The following is a 16,967-nucleotide window of genomic DNA, read 5'->3' on the forward strand; positions in this document are numbered from 1 at the left end:
CCCCAAGGGGTTAAAGTCATCAGACGGTTAATACGCCGGTTTTAAGCAGGCTGCTGACCTGAAGGTCAAAATCATCCGGAATCCGGATATGGCAGGCCTGCACACCAACCAAGGCTGCTTCGGCATTGATGCCCGGCGGATAGTGGCGGACACAGCCCTGTTCCCGCAGGCGAGGCAGTATCTGTGCCGACCAACCATCCAACAGCGGTATGTTGCTCAAACGGCTAACCGTCTGCCAAATACCTTCGGACAGGTCGGTATCGGTGTTGTCCGATACCAGCCAGGCTGTTTTGGCATCCAAATCCTGCTGCACGATGTCGCCGGCGTATACAAACGCATGAACCAGCACACCGTAAGGCTGTGTCTGGATTTTGGTCATGTGCTTGTAAAGGCCGGAGAAATACCGTGCGGTCGAACACGGAGGATAAGTGGCAGCAGAATCCGGTTCGCGGAAGCCCAAACGCTCCTGACCGCTGAGGCCGTTGTTATTCAAAACGGCCAACAGCGACAGCAGGTTGGCATCACGGCCGTAGAGTGATGCGAACATCAGCCGGTCGTTAAGGATGAAAAACGCGTCCGAAAACAAATCGTGCGATGAAGTTTGAAACAGCATAATCTACCTCCTTATGCTGTGGCAGGATGCCAAGACTGGCTGCTGCCTTCAAAGCGGTAGCCGTGGGCTTTCAGCTTGTCGCGCAACTCACGGAAAGCCTGACGGTCTTCCATGCTTGCATCCAACTTCACCGGCTCTGACGCATCCAGCTTGAACTGAAGCTGTGCCATATCCGATACCAGGTCTTCATCAGACGGCATACTCGGTGCCGTCGTGGACGTAGCTTCAGCAGAAGTGGGAGTCTGAGTGGTTACGGCTTCTTCTTCGGCTACCATTTCAGCAACGGCCATGGCCGAGCTCGGAACGGTTTCCTCAGATTGAGCCATAATGCGCAGAGCCTCCCAATCCAATTCAGCACACAATTTGGTCCAGGTGCCGTTTTTCCATGAGACGCTCTGATTGTAGATGCGCAGGATGGTGAACACACCGCTGTATGTGCCTTGTGAAAACTGCTCCAGCACACGGTGTTTCAAGTCGAACGTGCCGATGTCGGTAATCAGTTCAGCGGCCATAAAAACACCGTTACGGCCAGTTTTTTCAATAACATTTAAAGTAGCGGGAAGGGTAACAGACATGGTATATCTCCAAAAAAAGGATATACCGCCCTGATGGGGTATATCCCCATAGGGTTGAATAGAAAAATTTGAAAGCAGCCCGATCAGGCTGCCAGAGCACGGCGGATGGTTTCGGGACTCAGCCGCCAGCCCAAACGTGTCAGCAGGCGCTTGTCGGCCTGATGCAGTTGGCGGGCTTTCTTCCACAGAGCTTCAATTTCGAAGCCGCAGCGGAGCTGGTGGCCACGCAGGCAGTATTGCTGTGCAAGCTCTTTTTCAGACGGCCCGAACAGATGTCCGTCATCGTCTATCAAAAGCAGCCCGCTAGATGCAGCATGTACCGCTGTACGGCGCGTGCCGGTGGGCAGGTGAGTCAGAACCATACCTTTGCGGATGTCCGCAGGTTTGATGGGGAGAACGCCGGTATTTCGGCGGGAAAAGAAATGAAACATGGTGTACTCCAGAAAAAAAGGGGGACACCAGACCCGTCGGGGAAGGTGCCCCGATGGGTTGAAAGAAAAGGCCGTGAATGTACGAATACATACGCTGATGATTAACGGCTACAGCAAGACAGAAGGAGACGGTCTGTCAACCGTAAAAATATAAGCTCTTCAAGACAATCTCTGGGAAATTGGCTTGAAGAACCCACATAAAAATGTGAGTTCGGGGCAAAAGCCCAGTTGAGCCCTGAAAAGCTGCACCGCATTTCAGAGGTAATAAGAACCGGATGTACGGTTTGTTTAAAATAAGGCTGTGGCAATCACGAATGATTGGACGTACTTTTAACACAGCTATACGCAGACAGAAAACGGTCTGTCAACCGGGGAAGCTTACCCAAATATTCCTTCCAAAACATTTGGGTAAGCCACCCTAAGGGTGGCTCGAAAAATGAACTTGGTAAATCCAAGTATTCAATAAATAAAAATCCGAATTGTTAAGGAGCACTTATCAACTTACGGATGCCCACACTGATATGGGCATCGGTAAGAAAACAAAATTAGGTTTAAAGCCAAGCTGTTTTTTACAAGGTTGCCTGCCCTTGTACTGCTTTAAAATTGAGAAGGAGTTCGTTCAGAAAATTAAACATCCGAGATTGGCAGGTGCTTAATTTTCTGAACGAATAGGGGAGGTTTAAGAAGAGGAAGCCAAAAGGCTTCCTGCTTTCTTAATTACTGAGTCGGATTTTCAGCCGCTTCCTCGGTAGAGCGAGGGGCAGGGGCCGTATTCTCCGTATCGGTTTGAGATGGTTCGTCTTGTGACGATCGGTACCAAAATTCGCCATTCACCTTGATGAACTTGAATTTCAGCAGTCGCGCATCGATGCTCAGCGTCTCAATTTTTTCACCGGTCTTGCGATCTTCGGTTTCAAACTTGATGGGCTGTAAATCACCTACACGAAACCCGACAATGACTGTCGGACGATCCTTCATCTGAGTGGCCTGCAAATTAGGAAATTCCTGCAACAGCTGCTCAAAGAGTTCCTTTGCATGGCCACCAACGATGCGCACGTCAAAACGTGTCTTATCGCCGGAATCACCACGAGAGGCCTGAATCGTAGCAGCAAAGTAAGGGGTACCTTTTTTAGCTGTTACTGTGCGGGGACGGTTCAAAAAACCGATGCCGTCGGCAGTCAGATTGAAGTATTGGTTTTGAGTTTGATTAGATTGAGTCATGATATATCTCCATAAAAAACAGGGGATATATCAATCCATATGGGGATAAATATATCCCCAAAGGGTTAATACGGCTTTTTCGAATGCCGTAACTGACTTAGAAGCCTTACTGAATAAAGGCGGGTTGAAAGTGTGTACCGCTAATCCGACGAATCGGATTTCATTCTCGAGCGGCTAAATGACGAAGCTTTTAAGAAAAGCCACAAACTTGAAATACAGTTTTAATATATGCCCAAAATTTCATACTGTCAACAGGGTAATTGTACTTTTGTACGGATATCCAACAAAAAAAGACGGCATTAAGAGATGCCGTCCAAACTGCTTGCTTGAAGTTAACTTTAAAATTTTGAAAACAACTTGGAAAGCCATGAGTGCTTTCTACGGCGTAATGCCTCCAGTTTCTCTAAGGCTGCCGACTTATCCAGGAGTAAAGTCTGAGAACCCTCCTGCCATTTCAACTCCGTCTCAAACAAATCTTCTTTCCAGCCTGCCGTATCGTCACGCCCAATCAATTTACGGGTTGGTTTGAGCCATATTTTTAAACTCTGTCGTCGAATTTCCTGTTCCAACTGCTGGTAGATGCTGAAAAATTCTTCATCAATCTGGTAGTGGTTGATCACCACACCATGTAACTGAGTTAAGCCTTGCTCATAAAAATAGAATCGTGCGATACAGGTTCGGTGATTGCCGTCATCATCGATGTAAAAGCGGCGGCCGTCCAAAGTTTTAAAATACATTGGAGGCTCTTTGGGGCAAGTATCATGGTAGTAATGCGGATTGCTTTCAAGTAAGGGCAAATTAAGATGCATCCTTTTACCGTTTTGTAAGAGATGCAGCCATGAATGATTTTGGTAATCGGAATGAATCGTTCCAACCACGCTAAAAACATTGATGCTCCCTTGCGAAGTCCAATAATGTCGCGAGATAAAAGGAGCTTTTTCCTGATAAGCAGCCTCATCCCACGGTTGAAGAATATCTTCCGCCCAAGCAGGCGGATGCTCGAGAACCCTGTCTAATAAAGCCATGCTACCCCCTCCAGCTACGGTATCGCCCGGTGTCCAAATGAATGAAGCTGTCGTATATGCCAATGCCGCCAACTTTATAATACTGTGCCATTTGCTCTAACTGCCCAAGCGTCACGCCGCGCATGGTAATGTCTACTGCTTTACCTCGCATATGTAGTGAGTTACGCGCTGCGCCTTCAATGGTTGCGTTACGGCGTGGAGTCCGATAAGCACTGTTGATGGTAATGATCGGATCAGGCTTACCGGATACACGAGCCCATTCCTGCATCGCATAGAGCAGGTTGAGCAACCCGACATCAACCGCGATAACCGAATTGCCATCTTTTGCGTCCCGCATCATCCAGCAGGCACGGCGGTAACTGTCCTCAATATAGCCCTGATTGGCTGTAAAAAAGCGAATATCGTGTTTTTCTTTGGTATCCGCACGACGACAGCTGATGATGCGATCCCGAGTCCAGAAATCCGCCATGTCAGTTGCAGCTGCATAATCCGGGATGAGCAAGCCCGCACCGCCTACAGCGACCAAGCCGGCCACTGCAGTTGCCCGTCCTAAAAAGTCCCGACGACTTAAATCCATATTTGAACCTCATTTTTAGTCTTCCAAAATGGCCTCAGTCTCTCCACCGTCCATTTGGCATCAGTTATGATAAGCGGTAGAGAGAACTACTATTAATCTAGCTTTAAAGATAGTGATGTTCAATCATTATTTAAAATTGCTTTGCAAGTCAAAGAACACGAGGCTGATTACCTGCAAAAGTTTAAGGAAATCGATCATTCTTCTCACTCGCAGGAGAGATAATCACCTATTTTCCCTGCTGTCTCCAATCGGCGGCAGGCAGTATTGACAGATTCAATTGCATCCAATAATTGTTGCCCTAGTGAGTCTCGTCGTAACATCTGACTACTGATTTCACCGGAATAATTTTCAACAACCACATCTTTTCCGTTAAGTTGAAAACGGATTTCTACTTGATACTTCTGTTTCATTTTAACTTTCCTTCGAAAAACAAATAATCACAGCCTATCGACTCGCCGCGTGTTCCAGCTTTTCACACAATTTATGCCTCCAAAATAATATTCTCACTGCACCCATTCAAAATGCTTGCACTCAGGATACTTAGAACACCCCAAATACTTCTTCTCCGGTTCATTCTTCAACGCTTTTTCCTGCAACGTACCACCACAATCCGGGCAGGTATCTCCGGCTTTGTTCTTGGCAATGTTATTCGGCTGAGCTGAAGCGGCCGGTTTTACCACTTTCGGCCTTTTCACTGCATCGGCCTTGGCCTGATCAACCAGCTGCTGAATCAAGTCTTCCTGATAGGCCATAAAATCCGCCATCGTCAACTTGCCCGATTCAATGCCGGCCAAAGCCAGCTCCCATTTGGCGGTGGTAACGGGATCAGCCACCATGACCGGTATTTGGGCAATCAGTTTGCGGCCTTTTTCGGTAGAAACGATTTTGCCTTTCTGCTTCTCGATGTAGCTCATCTCAAACAGGCGGTCGATGATGTTGGCGCGGGTGGCCTCTGTTCCCAGTCCTTCGGTGCTGCGGAGGATTTTCTTAATCTGTTCGTCGTCCACAGTTTTGAGAAAGTCAGACAGGGTCTGCATTTCGTCCAATAGGGTGGCTTCGGTAAAGCGCGGCGGCGGCGCGGTTTTCTTGCTTTCGGGTTTACTGCCGGTAACGGTCAGTTGTTGGCCGTCTGAAACGGCCGGCAACACCGTATTTTCGTTTTCATCACCGTCTTCATCTTCCGTTTTGCCGAGCCAGGTTTTCCAGCCTTGGATTTTCGGGGTTTGGCCGGTGGCTTTGAACTGCTGGCCACAGCTCTCGGCGACAATCACGGTGGCATCGTATTCGTAGTCGGGATAAAACTGGGCGATGTAACGGTTGCGTATCATCAGATAGATTTCGCGCTCGTTTTTATCCAGCTGGGCTAAATTGAAATTGCTGACCTTGGTCGGAATAATCGCATGGTGCGAATGTTTGTTGACCTGAGTGTCGTTCCATACCCGTGACGGGCGGTTGTGATCGGCTTTGGCCAACACCGGTGCCAAACTGCTGTCAATGGCCTCCATGGCTGCAAATACATCGGCCACTTCGCTTTGCTGCGACTGAGGCAGATAACGGCACGGAGTACGCGGGTAAGAGGTAATTTTGTGCTTTTCGTACAATTCTTGGGCGATTTTCAACACTTTTGAAGCGGAAATGCCCAGTTTTTTACCGGCTTCTTTCTGTAAAGCCGACAGACTGTACGGCAACGGTGCCGGTGTCTTTTTTCGCTCGGTTTTGGCGGAAACGACACGACCTGTCGCGTTGGCCAGCTGTTTGGCCAAGTTTTCGACAAACAATTTGTCGGTACACAGGCCGTCTGAATTTTTCAACTCATCAGGAATCTGCCATTGCGCCGCAAACTGTTCTTTTGAGGCCGTCTGAAACACGGCACTCAAAACGTAATACGGATAGGGTTGGAAATTGTCGATAATGTGGTCGCGGCGTACCACCAGATTCAGCGTCGGTGTCTGAATGCGGCCGATGGATAGGGTGTGTTCTTTTCCGAAGCCTGTTGAATATGCCACGGTGTATGCCCGGCTCAGGTTCATACCGACCAGCCAGTCTGCACGCCCCCGCGCCAGTCCGGCCTGATACAGGGTTTCTGTCTCCCGGCCGGGTTTGATTCTTGCCAAGGCTTTTTTAACCGAGGCAGGATCCAGTCCACTGGTCCAGAAACGCGATACCTTGCCCCGGTAACCGCAATATTCCAGGATTTCGCGGCCGATAACCTCACCCTCACGGTCAGCATCTGTTGCAATAACAACTTCCCCGGCTTTGGCCAGCAGCCCTTTGATGATTTTGAACTGCTTGGCCGCCTTCGGCTGGATTTCCATTTTCCATTGCTGAGGCAGAACAGGAAGGGCTGTGATGTTGCCAAAATCAGCAAATTCCTCACCGTAAGCAGCAGGCATGGCTTGACTCAAAATGTGCCCGAATGCCCAAGTCACAGCGGTATCACCTTTTTGGAAATAGCCGTCATAGCGGCCGTCCAAAACACCGAGTACCTTACCGATGTCTTTTGCCTGACTAGGTTTCTCACAGAGGAATAAGCGCATCTCAAATCCCAATACTTTTTTTCAATTCGGAAAACACCCAAAGAAAAGTGGTGTAAATAACCCAAGAGATACCTGCGAGCAAAGTCCCGTATAACAGAGTGGTCCAGATAATATCTTTCGCTTCGGTCAGAACAGCCTTTGCCCAGCAGGTTATCTCATACCAAGCTGATGTCTTTTTCTCAGCCATGGTTACATCGGAATATCATCATCCAGCGCATCATCTGGAGCTTGATTTTTACCTGATGCAGGGTCACGAGCAGGGCGCAAAGAAATACCTTCGATACGTTCATTTGGGACAATGAACAGATTTTTCACGCGTAGGATGCGGGCACGCACTTCGATGCCATCACGATTCGTATAGTTTTCGAAACGCTCGTCGCCTTCCAAATAGACAGGCATACCGGTTTTTAAGATTTTGTGTAGATGTGCGGCTTCACGATTCCAGTATTCACAGTTAATCCACTCGGTCGATACCGTTTCCCATTTGCCTTCGGCATTGCGTTTAAGATTTGGAGAAGCAACAGAGAAATTAAGAACCATGCTTGGTTCACTGCTGCTTGGGTTGGATACAGGGCGCAAGTTAAAATCTTTGCCAAGATTACCGCGCACAGAAAGTTGAACTGACATATTTTAACTCCTGAAGAAATAGAGAAAATATGGCAGAAAGAATTAGGGATAAAATACCCCATCATGAGATTAAGGATGGGGTATTATTACGGAGTTCATGACATCTTGTCAAGAGATGGCCATGATTTTCAGACGGCCGCGCGGCTCAGCGGAAAACTGTAACGGTGGGTTCCCGCTGTTAAGGGGCTTAACAGCGTCCGCGCGGCCCGGTGCTGTCAAGGGGCTTGACAGGGTGTCTGGATGGCCATGATTTTCAGACGGCCGCGCGGCTCAGCGGAAAACTGTAACGGTGGGTTCCCGCTGTTAAGGGGCTTAACAGCGTCCGCGCGGCCCGGTGCTGTCAAGGGGCTTGACAGGGTGTCTGGATGGCCATGATTTTCAGACGGCCGCGCGGCTCAGCGGAAAACTGTAACGGTGGGTTCCCGCTGTTAAGGGGCTTAACAGCGTCCGCGCGGCCCGGTGCTGTCAAGGGGCTTGACAGGGTGTCTGGATGGCCATGATTTTCAGACGGCCGCGCCTGCTAATAAGAAAGGTTGTAACCGTAGGTTACAACCTTTCTTCATCTATCAAAGTTACTCAACTTTCTCAGTCATGAATTTCGGCAGATTATGAACAGCCATTTTTTCATGCTGAATCATTTTCTCAAAATGAGCTTTTGAATGGTATAGGGAACTTAACTCCTGAGAAATACCCCTACTTCGACAGTAAAAATCTTTAAACGCATAGTAGACACGCATATGCAGTAAGCGCTCATCCAAAGAAGCATTTGCCTCATCAAGTGCAGTGCTGATATTCTCCCAAGAAAATACAACTTGTCTTTTGATGACCGTATTCCCCTCGTACTGCGTACTGGTGAAATTCATAATGGGGATGTGTAATGTATCGGTATTTAACTTCGGCATGCCTTTGTAACTAATGGGTGACTGCTGGTACATTATCCTCATTACAAACCGGTAACCCATACATTCACGATAATACTCTTTAGCTTCTGTAACAAGATCTGACAGCTCGTTGAGTTTTTCCTCTATCTTAGCCTCCAGCTCGGTTATCCCCCTTACCCTTAAAAGGCTTTTGCAGTAACACAAATCAAGTTGACTTTTTTCACGCCTATTTTCAGTATTTTTCCTCTTACCATTTTCCATTTTGACTCCATCCAAAGTTTCTGACCGATCAAAGATAATGGGCTGCATCCTGATAGGTTACAGCCCATTGTTATTACTCGGCAAGTCCCTCTTCCTTCAGCACCGCCGCCAGCTTCTGTAATTCATCCGGCTTCATTTTTTTCTGGATATATACAAGTGACGGTTGTTTGTCATACATCCACAGACTCATTGGCAAATGGGGCAATGCACCTTGCTCTGTTGCCATTTTCAGCTTCGCACGAGTTGCATCATCAAACAGACTGTCTCTTCGGATATTACGAATCGATCGAATTTCCATGACTACCGTGTACAGGTAATTCAAAGTGCGTCTCATTAAGCGACTACCATTGTAAAGAATATCGTTACCTTGTTTATTGGACATCATACCCTTAGTAGTCAGGGTTTTTACCGCACATACAAACTGGTCATAGTCCATCAGCATTTTAACCAATTTAAAGCCATATCCTCTCGTATTCATCAAGCTCACTTCTACCGGATCATCGTTGCGGACGATCGAAATACTCAAACCGCTAGAGGCCAGCTCCTGAATTTGTTTATCTACATCATCTTGAGCATCGTGGATATAGACATTGATTTCTTGAATCTGTTCTTCAAGACTACAAAGGTGATATTGAGCATACGGATTGTCTGCCATAGCCGCACTGAACAGCTCCCCACTCAGACTGAGTCCGTATTTGATACCCGGCCAGCGCGCTCCATTTCGGCGGTTATTGTTTCCCTCCCACATACGAACCCCTTGCTTGGTATGCAGAAGAAATTTGTCACTGCTTGAGGAAGTCAGATTTCCGATTTTACTGAAGCGGTCGTTTTCAGACGGCAAAATCTCGTAGGTACCCCAAACCAGATTACCTTTGCGCTTATTATTTCTGCCTAGGTAGTTTTTCAAGAGCAATTCATGAGCCTTAAATACCTCCCACTCAGTAAACTGTGGATCTTCTTCCGAAACCGCCTCGAATACCTTGTTACCAAGCGATTCTGCTGCACGCGGCATATCGTAACCGTTGCTGAACGGAGAGTTTTTGTTACCAACCTTCAGATGAAACTCCTGATGAACATGGATACTCCCAGGTTTAATGACGTGATGTTGTTTTAATTCCATATGCTATTCCAATCCGTTTTAATGTTTTTTAAATGGGCAGCTTGTCACATCCTTTGACAAGCTGCTGTCATAGAAACCGGTCTTTCCCAGCAGTCATCGGCTTTAATGCTGCCGAAAGCTCCCTTGGTATGGTTATCGGGCCGCGCGGACGCTGTTAAGCCCCTTAACAGCGGGAACCCACCGTTACAGTTTTCCGCTGAGCCGCGCGGCCGTCTGAAAATCATGGCCATCCAGACACCCTGTCAAGCCCCTTGACAGCACCGGGCCGCGCGGACGCTGTTAAGCCCCTTAACAGCGGGAACCCACCGTTACAGTTTTCCGCTGAGCCGCGCGGCCGTCTGAAAATCATGGCCATCCAGACACCCTGTCAAGCCCCTTGACAGCACCGGGCCGCGCGGACGCTGTTAAGCCCCTTAACAGCGGGAACCCACCGTTACAGTTTTCCGCTGAGCCGCGCGGCCGTCTGAAAATCATGGCCATCCAGACACCCTGTCAAGCCCCTTGACAGCACCGGGCCGCGCGGACGCTGTTAAGCCCCTTAACAGCGGGAACCCACCGTTACAGTTTTCCGCTGAGCCGCGCGGCCGTCTGAAAATCATGGCCATCCAGACACCCTGTCAAGCCCCTTGACAGCACCGGGCCGCGCGGACGCTGTTAAGCCCCTTAACAGCGGGAACCCACCGTTACAGTTTTCCGCTGAGCCGCGCGGCCGTCTGAAAATCATGGCCATCCAGACACCCTGTCAAGCCCCTTGACAGCACCGGGCCGCGCGGACGCTGTTAAGCCCCTTAACAGCACGATGTCTATACCTACCTGCAACCGACCACGAAAAACGGATACAGATGGCGCTGCGCGTCTCCAGCGCTGTCAAGACTCTTGACAGCTATCTGCTTCAGAAAAGATTAATTTGCTTCGACAAATCGTTTCGACCACCCATTCCAAAAGAGGGTTTCCTCTTCAGCCAAGTTTGCTGATGTTTGGTTTTTCACACAAAGCTTTTTTTCACAATCCCAAACTTGGCCGTTTTTTCTGACTTCGATACAGAAATATCCGGACTCAAACCATGATGTCAGAATCAGTTCCGTATCCCCAATCATGCGTTTGCTTACTCTTGTGGATTTGCTGTCAAAGGTCTTGACAGCAAATTCGGTTTATCGGCATTGCCCTTTATTTTGGCTTTGTTCACTGCATTTCTGGTCATTTCACGCAACTCTTCAACCGAGAGACCTGCATAGGGAGAATCCGGTTTTTCAGATGGGAGCTGTGACATTTCCTCTTGGCGTTTTCGATTTAATGCCTGCGTTTTACGGGTCTCGCTGACCTTGTGTGCAACCATGGCTGTAAACTGATTCTGTCCTGCCAGTTTACAGAACGTCATCAGCAAACCCAAAGGGCTGTTTACCGGTTTCAGTTGCCCCGAAATTTCGTCCAGAATTTCCTGTTTTTGTTTCAGACTGGCATTCGGACAGTAACGGCCAAAGATGGTTTGAGCTTGTTCCTGCATGGTCTTGTTGAATGTTTTCGGGTAAATCAACTCCTCATCAACTACCACAACATTCCCTTGAATTGCCTGTTTTTTGTTCGGCAACACGGTTTTGTAGTTGTAGTTAAAAACACCTTTGTAATTTAAATATATAACAATCTGCCCATTTGTTGATTCTGAAACTGCCCATTTGTCGGAAATGAATTTCCTGTTTTGTGGTTTCTTAATTTCCCCATTTGTCGATTCTGAATCCTCCCTTTTGTCGATTCCGAATGTCATATTTTTAGAAGAGGGTAAATCTGCCGAAAAACCGCCCTGAGAACCTTGCTCCTCCATATTTGGCCCTTTCCGCCAATCTTTTTTGGCCCTTTCCGCCAATCTGCGAAATTCTGCCTTTTCGGACAATTTACTACGGTTTTCCTGTGCGGGTGTATTCAGCAGGTTCCGTATGGTTTCCAAGATGGCACGACCATTCACCAAGGTGAAAATCCGGCGGCTGGCCAGGAAATGTTTTTCAAAAATGAATTTCAAATCCTTAAGCCGGTTACGTGCGGTGCGCTGTGATTTATCGGACAACACAATCCGCTCCTGCCATTCAGCAGCCGTCAGCGACGAAAAGGCATGGTGCTTGTGGGTGTTCAATTGATTGACAGCATCCTGCAAAGCACAGGTCAACATGACCGCTGCGTGGATACACCCAGTCAGCGTGACCAAATCACGGTGGTAAGCGATACGCTTACTGAAATAGCGGCGGTAAAATAAAGAGCTTCTGTTTTGCAGCTCATCCAAGGTCAGTTCGACATTGCCACTATTTCCTTCATTCATGCAGACAGCAGCAGACAGCTCATCCAAATTGACCTTGAACGCCAAAGGCGCACCTATGCCTTTTCGGCGTGTTTGAATCAGATTCAGCTTTTTCAGTTTATCTTTACAGGTATCCTGTTCTCTCGGTGTCAGGCCGGTTTCCTCTTGCATTTGTGCGATGGATTTGTAAATCCACCCATCACGTTGCGCAACCTCCTTGCTGACGCGTGTCCAATACAGCAGCTGAGACAGCATGGCGGCAGCTTTGAGAGAGCCTGTAATCTCAATCAGGCACCGGTATACCGCGATTGTGCGACCGCCCTGAAGAGCTTCCCAGCACTGTGAGAGCTCGGTATTAAACAGGGACGGTGGGGGCAAGGTCAGTGTTGTCATCATTACGTCCTGTTCAAATATTGTGCGGTTAAAGCACCGAGCACCTTCAAGCTGTATCGGCCGCTTCTGGTTGCAGGCATACCTTCCAACTTGACTTCGATCAAACCGATTTTACCCAGCTCTGCAATGGCAGTTTCCTGCTCGCGTCGTGACAAGCGCGTCATTTCCGTTACATGGCCTTCGGCAAGGTAAGTCCATGGAGACCATTCCCCCCGATTTTGAAAAGCGACATATTCGGTTTCGTTCTGCAAAAATGATAAATACAAAACCGACTTGAACGACAAGCCCAAGCTGGCCAGTGTTTTCAGGTGCAACTTGTTGATGGATACCGGTGGACACCCGATCGCTGTAATGTTCCGTGTGCTATGTTCGCGAATGGTGCGCTCAAGCAGCAGGTCATCCAGCGTGAACAGGGAATCTGTTGGGAATACGGTGCGCTTGTTTAATAAAAGGCCTTTTCCCATCAATTGCTGTCGAATGTTACGCCACTGTTTAGGGGTCAAACCGGCCTCATCGAATACGATGTCGTTATTAAGGGAAACCCACTCACCGGGCATACATTTCTCAGTGAAGTAGCTTAAAAAGTAACCTTGCGTCACAGATTGCATGGCTTCCGCGAACTGTTTGACATAAGTTGCCGGTTCATCCCACAGAGCAGCCAGGCTCTTCAATGTATGCTCGCGATAATCGGGCGCGGGGAATCCTGGCACAAACAAAGATGATTTGATATCGGTATTCATCCCTTATCCTCCAAAATACTTATCGTCTGTAATTACTGTATACAGTTGACCCAAATCCAAATTCAGAAATTCGGCAGACAGGCTTTGGTAGCGCAGATAAAGATTTTTCTCTGACTGACTGTTTTGCCATGCTTTCAAAATTTGCAGTCTAGTACCCGTATCGGGCATTTTCAGACGGCCTCGGGATACAGGTATTCCCAAGTCAAGGCGGACCTTTTTAATTTCTTCCACGGTAACCAGTGGGCACAAATCCACAATCATCTGATTACTGGCTTTGCGGGTTACAAGCCAGCGGACACGTTGAAGCTCTTCTTCATACTGCTGAACATTTTTTTCAAATACGTTCAGATTGTTCTGCAGACAGTCCAGATCAATCAGGTAGCTCACGACACCAATGGAATGTTTGGCTAATTTTTCCAATTGCTTGGTGTCCATTTGACGCAGCTTGGCCAAAGTCTCTTTATGCTCTCGCAGCGCAATCGCATTGTATGAGGCCTCATTTTTTGAATGCGGCGCTGCAGCCAGCTTGCTCAAAGCCAAGAAAGTATGGAGATTGTCGGTACTGACCATGCGGTAAACAAAAGGCTTGTTCTTCGTCATCATGCCTCTCCTTGAGCGTTGACTTGACGAACGAGCAAATGAATTTCCTCTAAAACAGGGCAGAATGGATGATTTGCATGGGTTTGCCAGTGTAAGACGCAGTTAACCAGAGTGGGGCGGTCACCAATCCCGAAATTCAAAAATTCATCCCATTTATCCGGATCGTGATAGGCAATACGGACTTTTGAATCATCGGGGAGTGCCAGAATAGGGTTGTCCGCATCATCAATATTGAGCATCAGCTCATCTAATCCGCACAGCTTCCACAAATAGGTAAACACATTGCCGGCCTCGGTATGAAGGTTATCGACAATAAAAGGGGAAATGACATCAGGATTATTGGCAATTGCTGAAAAATCCGGATATTCAATATAGAAGCCAAGTGGGAAAGCGGGATTGCTTTTAAAACATTCAGCCAAGCCGACACGGTTCAGCCATTTTTTGACTGCGGTATGCAGGGTTTTGGTGATTTGTTCGACTGTTTCAGCTTCTACTGCATGTGCCGTCCCAGCCGGAGGGTCGACCTCCGGCTGCGCCGCGCCTGTCGGCGTGAAAGACACTGGCACAGTTTTGTTGGACACAAGAGTGCCACCTTCGGTGGCAGGTGCAGCTTGGCGCTGCACCGCACCGATTTCTTCAGCGTTTAATTTTGCAGAAGATGGATGATTTTTTAAGAAGTTTGAACCAGATTCCGAATATTGGGTGTCGTTTGAGCCAGTTTCATTTTCATCAATAAAGGCGGCTGTGCCATACACTGTTTTGAAACGGTCGCTGACAAAGTCGAGCAGGGCAGTCACATCCAAAGTGTCTGCTGTGTATTGTTCGTGCCACTGTTCCAGAATATCCGACCATGTTGCGAGAAAGCCGTCGGCTTCACCGGCCTTTTTGGCTGCAACAGCCATGGCTGTATGCAATTTTTTGATTTCAGATACCTTCGGATTTGACAGTTCATAGGCATAACGTCCCAGTTCCTGCAAAGAATCTGAGGCAAAGAAGAACAGGTTCAGGGTTTTGTGAGAAACAACCAAACCTGCTGCACCAAACATTACTTCTAATTCGCGCAGAGACAGACGTTTATCGCTCTCATCCTGAAAAATATCGCGCACCTCCGCATAGGCGCAGGCCTTATCCCAAAAGCACATCTCTGCACGCTGTTCGTTTTCAATCAGATGGGCAATCTGAAGCTCGGTTTCGTTTGTATAGGCCACGTAGAAACAGGGAATGTTTCGAAAACGACTTTCTCCTGTTTCTTGATACAGTTCACGCATGATTTTCAAACGTGTATTGCCCCCCTGAGCCAGAACGTAATGGTTTTCTCCTGGACGCTGGGTCACATGTACAGGCTGTTGGATACCGGTGGCACGGATGGATTCTTTGATGGCAGCGTAGCTGGCCTCATCATGTTGGCGGCGCGGGTTTTTGTCGAAAAACTCGATTTCGGCCACCGGCAGCTGCATGAACATGCCGTTAGCCATGGCCGGTTTGTCATTTAAGAGCATGCTTGTCTGAGCCGGGGTATCAATACGGAGGCTCAAACCGGCCACACCTTGGTTCAATTTGTTGTTTACGCTCATGACAACACTCCCTCAGATTTTTCCTCAGGCAGCAGGGTGGTCATGTTGTTGAAACAGCTTCCGCGCAGTTGACGTTCTTGGATGCCCGGGAAAATCTCGTAAACAATATTGTGCATCACCTCATAGGCAGGCATCAGCTTGCCTGGGTGTTCCTGCTCATGGCAATGTACAGGGATGCGCAACGTTGCCGCTTCTTTATACGATTTTGCTTCTGGAACGGTAGTTTGAAGCAGCTTTTTACGGTCATCGAGTGACGCACTGAAAAATTCGCGGATTTCTTGGGCAATCAGTTTTGCATCTTTGCTGCGGTCTTGAGCGTAGATAACAGCACGCAGCTGTGGGGTTCCAAGTCCCATCACTTCACCTTGAGCCAGTCGTGACAAAGCTTCCTGAGTACCGGTGACGAACTCACGGGCACTGAGGATTTCAGGCATGATGGGAGTAATCAGACAACTGGCGGCAAACGAAGCCGCATCCTGCAAGGCTCCGACTGCACCTTGTGTATCGATTAAGATGACATCGTAATTATTTTGAAAAAAAGGATTTTGGAATTTGGCTTTCAGCAAGAAAGCACGGTCGGCACGATTGGCGATTTTGGTTTGGATATCGGCCGAGATATTGTTGGAAATAATGATATCCAGATTTGGGAAAATCGTATTGGACACTGTTGAGCGTACATTGGTATCAGAATTGTCGCCAAGCAGCAATTCCACGATGCCGTTAGGTGCACGGTAGTTGAGCGGGTAAAATTTGGAAAGTGATGGTTGGACATCGGCATCAACCATGAGAACGCGCAGTCCGATATCGGCGAGAACGGCGGAGATATTGGCCAGCAAGGTGGTTTTACCGACCCCGCCTTTGGTTGAGGTGGCAGCTAAAATTACGGGTGCAGACATAATTTATTCTTCCTATTGAAAGATGAAGATTGATAAAAATAAATTTCAACTTTCACCCAAAAAAGAAGATAAATAAACGCAAATTATGCCTTTAGAGGGGTGGGAAAACCGCTGTTGGATTCAGGTATTTTTTCCTGTATTCCATAATTTAACATAATATACATTATACGAATTTATATAATCATCTCGAAGAATACACTTATGCTGTATAATCCAGCCTATTATCTCATGTTTCCAATGACTTTATGTTCAATACCGATTTACTGCGCGAGAAAATTATCAACGAAGATTATCAGCGCATGATTATTGTCAACAGCGGCGATTTCAGCGCCACTGAAACCGGTTTGCTTCAAGAAATTTTACAGCGCTTTGATTTTGATGTGATTCAGGCACAGGCATTGGCTCAGGCGGTTTTGCAGCAACAGCGTTTTGATCCGAATGAATACCATATCGACAGCGACGATGAAGACATCACCGGCGTGTGTCCGCATTGTATTAATCCGCCCATGCCGCCGCTGCGTGATTACTTGGCTTGGCGTGAATTGCGCGGCTAAGCGCTATATTAACTTTGAGGCCGTCTGAAAATATTTCCGGCTTTTGCCGATGATT

General features: G+C 47.8%; 17 protein-coding genes. 1 reads left to right on the top strand and 16 read right to left on the bottom strand.

What is annotated here, in order from left to right; translation table 11 throughout:
* Positions 1-19 precede the first annotated feature (19 nt).
* From GJV52_RS12790 to GJV52_RS12870, 16 genes are all read right to left on the bottom strand, one after another.
* The gene (locus GJV52_RS12790) at positions 20-613 is read right to left on the bottom strand and encodes a hypothetical protein (RefSeq protein WP_100562651.1); all 594 of its coding nucleotides are present in this window, start codon (positions 611-613) and stop codon (positions 20-22) included.
* Between the two features lie 11 nt (positions 614-624).
* Positions 625-1,125: a DUF3275 family protein gene (locus GJV52_RS12795; RefSeq protein ID WP_229439444.1), complete on the bottom strand. Its 501-nt coding sequence runs from the start codon at positions 1,123-1,125 to the stop codon at positions 625-627.
* A gap of 146 nt (positions 1,126-1,271) precedes the next feature.
* Positions 1,272-1,619: a hypothetical protein gene (locus GJV52_RS12800; RefSeq protein ID WP_100562646.1), complete on the bottom strand. Its 348-nt coding sequence runs from the start codon at positions 1,617-1,619 to the stop codon at positions 1,272-1,274.
* A gap of 717 nt (positions 1,620-2,336) precedes the next feature.
* Positions 2,337-2,840, bottom strand: coding sequence for a DUF3577 domain-containing protein (locus tag GJV52_RS12805; protein ID WP_100562644.1), 504 nt, complete (start codon positions 2,838-2,840; stop codon positions 2,337-2,339).
* A 338-nt stretch (positions 2,841-3,178) separates the two neighbouring features.
* On the bottom strand, positions 3,179-3,865 hold the full coding sequence (locus GJV52_RS12810) for a hypothetical protein (RefSeq protein WP_100562642.1): 687 nt from the start codon (positions 3,863-3,865) through the stop codon (positions 3,179-3,181).
* A 1-nt stretch (position 3,866) separates the two neighbouring features.
* Positions 3,867-4,442, bottom strand: a complete 576-nt coding sequence (locus GJV52_RS12815) for a YcbK family protein (protein WP_100562640.1) — start codon at positions 4,440-4,442, stop codon at positions 3,867-3,869.
* Positions 4,443-4,645: 203 nt separating this feature from the next.
* Complete coding sequence (locus GJV52_RS12820; RefSeq protein ID WP_100562638.1) at positions 4,646-4,852, bottom strand: hypothetical protein; 207 nt, start codon at positions 4,850-4,852, stop codon at positions 4,646-4,648.
* Between the two features lie 93 nt (positions 4,853-4,945).
* Positions 4,946-6,979 (bottom strand): DNA topoisomerase III, encoded by a 2,034-nt coding sequence (locus GJV52_RS12825; protein ID WP_100562636.1) that lies wholly within the window; start codon positions 6,977-6,979, stop codon positions 4,946-4,948.
* Between the two features lie 189 nt (positions 6,980-7,168).
* Positions 7,169-7,606 carry a single-stranded DNA-binding protein gene (locus tag GJV52_RS12835; RefSeq protein ID WP_100562631.1) on the bottom strand — a complete coding sequence of 146 codons (438 nt, stop codon included), beginning with the start codon at positions 7,604-7,606 and terminating at the stop codon, positions 7,169-7,171.
* A gap of 572 nt (positions 7,607-8,178) precedes the next feature.
* The gene (locus tag GJV52_RS12840; protein WP_100562629.1) at positions 8,179-8,748 is read right to left on the bottom strand and encodes a hypothetical protein; all 570 of its coding nucleotides are present in this window, start codon (positions 8,746-8,748) and stop codon (positions 8,179-8,181) included.
* A 73-nt stretch (positions 8,749-8,821) separates the two neighbouring features.
* A complete protein-coding gene (locus GJV52_RS12845; protein WP_100562627.1) occupies positions 8,822-9,868 on the bottom strand; it encodes an AcaB family transcriptional regulator in 1,047 nt (348 codons plus the stop codon).
* Between the two features lie 1,105 nt (positions 9,869-10,973).
* Positions 10,974-12,551: a hypothetical protein gene (locus tag GJV52_RS12850; protein WP_195690049.1), complete on the bottom strand. Its 1,578-nt coding sequence runs from the start codon at positions 12,549-12,551 to the stop codon at positions 10,974-10,976.
* Complete coding sequence (locus tag GJV52_RS12855; RefSeq protein WP_100562624.1) at positions 12,551-13,288, bottom strand: hypothetical protein; 738 nt, start codon at positions 13,286-13,288, stop codon at positions 12,551-12,553. Before GJV52_RS12855 ends, GJV52_RS12850 begins: the two co-directional genes overlap by 1 nt.
* A gap of 3 nt (positions 13,289-13,291) precedes the next feature.
* A complete protein-coding gene (locus GJV52_RS12860) occupies positions 13,292-13,891 on the bottom strand; it encodes an STY4526/YPO1902 family pathogenicity island replication protein (RefSeq protein WP_100562622.1) in 600 nt (199 codons plus the stop codon).
* Positions 13,888-15,462, bottom strand: coding sequence for a ParB family protein (locus tag GJV52_RS12865; RefSeq protein WP_100562620.1), 1,575 nt, complete (start codon positions 15,460-15,462; stop codon positions 13,888-13,890). The genes GJV52_RS12860 and GJV52_RS12865 overlap by 4 nt, the downstream gene beginning before the upstream one ends.
* Positions 15,459-16,358, bottom strand: coding sequence for a ParA family protein (locus GJV52_RS12870; RefSeq protein WP_100562618.1), 900 nt, complete (start codon positions 16,356-16,358; stop codon positions 15,459-15,461). Before GJV52_RS12870 ends, GJV52_RS12865 begins: the two co-directional genes overlap by 4 nt.
* 245 nt (positions 16,359-16,603) lie before the next feature.
* Between GJV52_RS12870 and GJV52_RS12875 the strand changes: the two genes are divergently transcribed.
* Complete coding sequence (locus tag GJV52_RS12875; RefSeq protein WP_100562616.1) at positions 16,604-16,912, top strand: hypothetical protein; 309 nt, start codon at positions 16,604-16,606, stop codon at positions 16,910-16,912.
* Positions 16,913-16,967 lie beyond the last annotated feature (55 nt).

It is taken from the genome of Neisseria brasiliensis (assembly GCF_009671065.1).
Classification (GTDB): Bacteria; Pseudomonadota; Gammaproteobacteria; order Burkholderiales; family Neisseriaceae; genus Neisseria; species Neisseria brasiliensis.

Bases quoted from the DNA above. Each gene is read 5' to 3' on its own strand.
- GJV52_RS12790 (WP_100562651.1), bottom strand. From the start codon at position 613: ATGCTGTTTCAAACTTCATCGCACGATTTGTTTTCGGACGCGTTTTTC.
- GJV52_RS12795 (WP_229439444.1), bottom strand. From the start codon at position 1,125: ATGGCCGCTGAACTGATTACCGACATCGGCACGTTCGACTTGAAACAC.
- GJV52_RS12800 (WP_100562646.1), bottom strand. From the start codon at position 1,619: ATGTTTCATTTCTTTTCCCGCCGAAATACCGGCGTTCTCCCCATCAAA.
- GJV52_RS12805 (WP_100562644.1), bottom strand. From the start codon at position 2,840: ATGACTCAATCTAATCAAACTCAAAACCAATACTTCAATCTGACTGCC.
- GJV52_RS12810 (WP_100562642.1), bottom strand. From the start codon at position 3,865: ATGGCTTTATTAGACAGGGTTCTCGAGCATCCGCCTGCTTGGGCGGAA.
- GJV52_RS12815 (WP_100562640.1), bottom strand. From the start codon at position 4,442: ATGGATTTAAGTCGTCGGGACTTTTTAGGACGGGCAACTGCAGTGGCC.
- GJV52_RS12820 (WP_100562638.1), bottom strand. From the start codon at position 4,852: ATGAAACAGAAGTATCAAGTAGAAATCCGTTTTCAACTTAACGGAAAA.
- GJV52_RS12825 (WP_100562636.1), bottom strand. From the start codon at position 6,979: ATGCGCTTATTCCTCTGTGAGAAACCTAGTCAGGCAAAAGACATCGGT.
- GJV52_RS12835 (WP_100562631.1), bottom strand. From the start codon at position 7,606: ATGTCAGTTCAACTTTCTGTGCGCGGTAATCTTGGCAAAGATTTTAAC.
- GJV52_RS12840 (WP_100562629.1), bottom strand. From the start codon at position 8,748: ATGGAAAATGGTAAGAGGAAAAATACTGAAAATAGGCGTGAAAAAAGT.
- GJV52_RS12845 (WP_100562627.1), bottom strand. From the start codon at position 9,868: ATGGAATTAAAACAACATCACGTCATTAAACCTGGGAGTATCCATGTT.
- GJV52_RS12850 (WP_195690049.1), bottom strand. From the start codon at position 12,551: ATGATGACAACACTGACCTTGCCCCCACCGTCCCTGTTTAATACCGAG.
- GJV52_RS12855 (WP_100562624.1), bottom strand. From the start codon at position 13,288: ATGAATACCGATATCAAATCATCTTTGTTTGTGCCAGGATTCCCCGCG.
- GJV52_RS12860 (WP_100562622.1), bottom strand. From the start codon at position 13,891: ATGATGACGAAGAACAAGCCTTTTGTTTACCGCATGGTCAGTACCGAC.
- GJV52_RS12865 (WP_100562620.1), bottom strand. From the start codon at position 15,462: ATGAGCGTAAACAACAAATTGAACCAAGGTGTGGCCGGTTTGAGCCTC.
- GJV52_RS12870 (WP_100562618.1), bottom strand. From the start codon at position 16,358: ATGTCTGCACCCGTAATTTTAGCTGCCACCTCAACCAAAGGCGGGGTC.
- GJV52_RS12875 (WP_100562616.1), top strand. From the start codon at position 16,604: ATGTTCAATACCGATTTACTGCGCGAGAAAATTATCAACGAAGATTAT.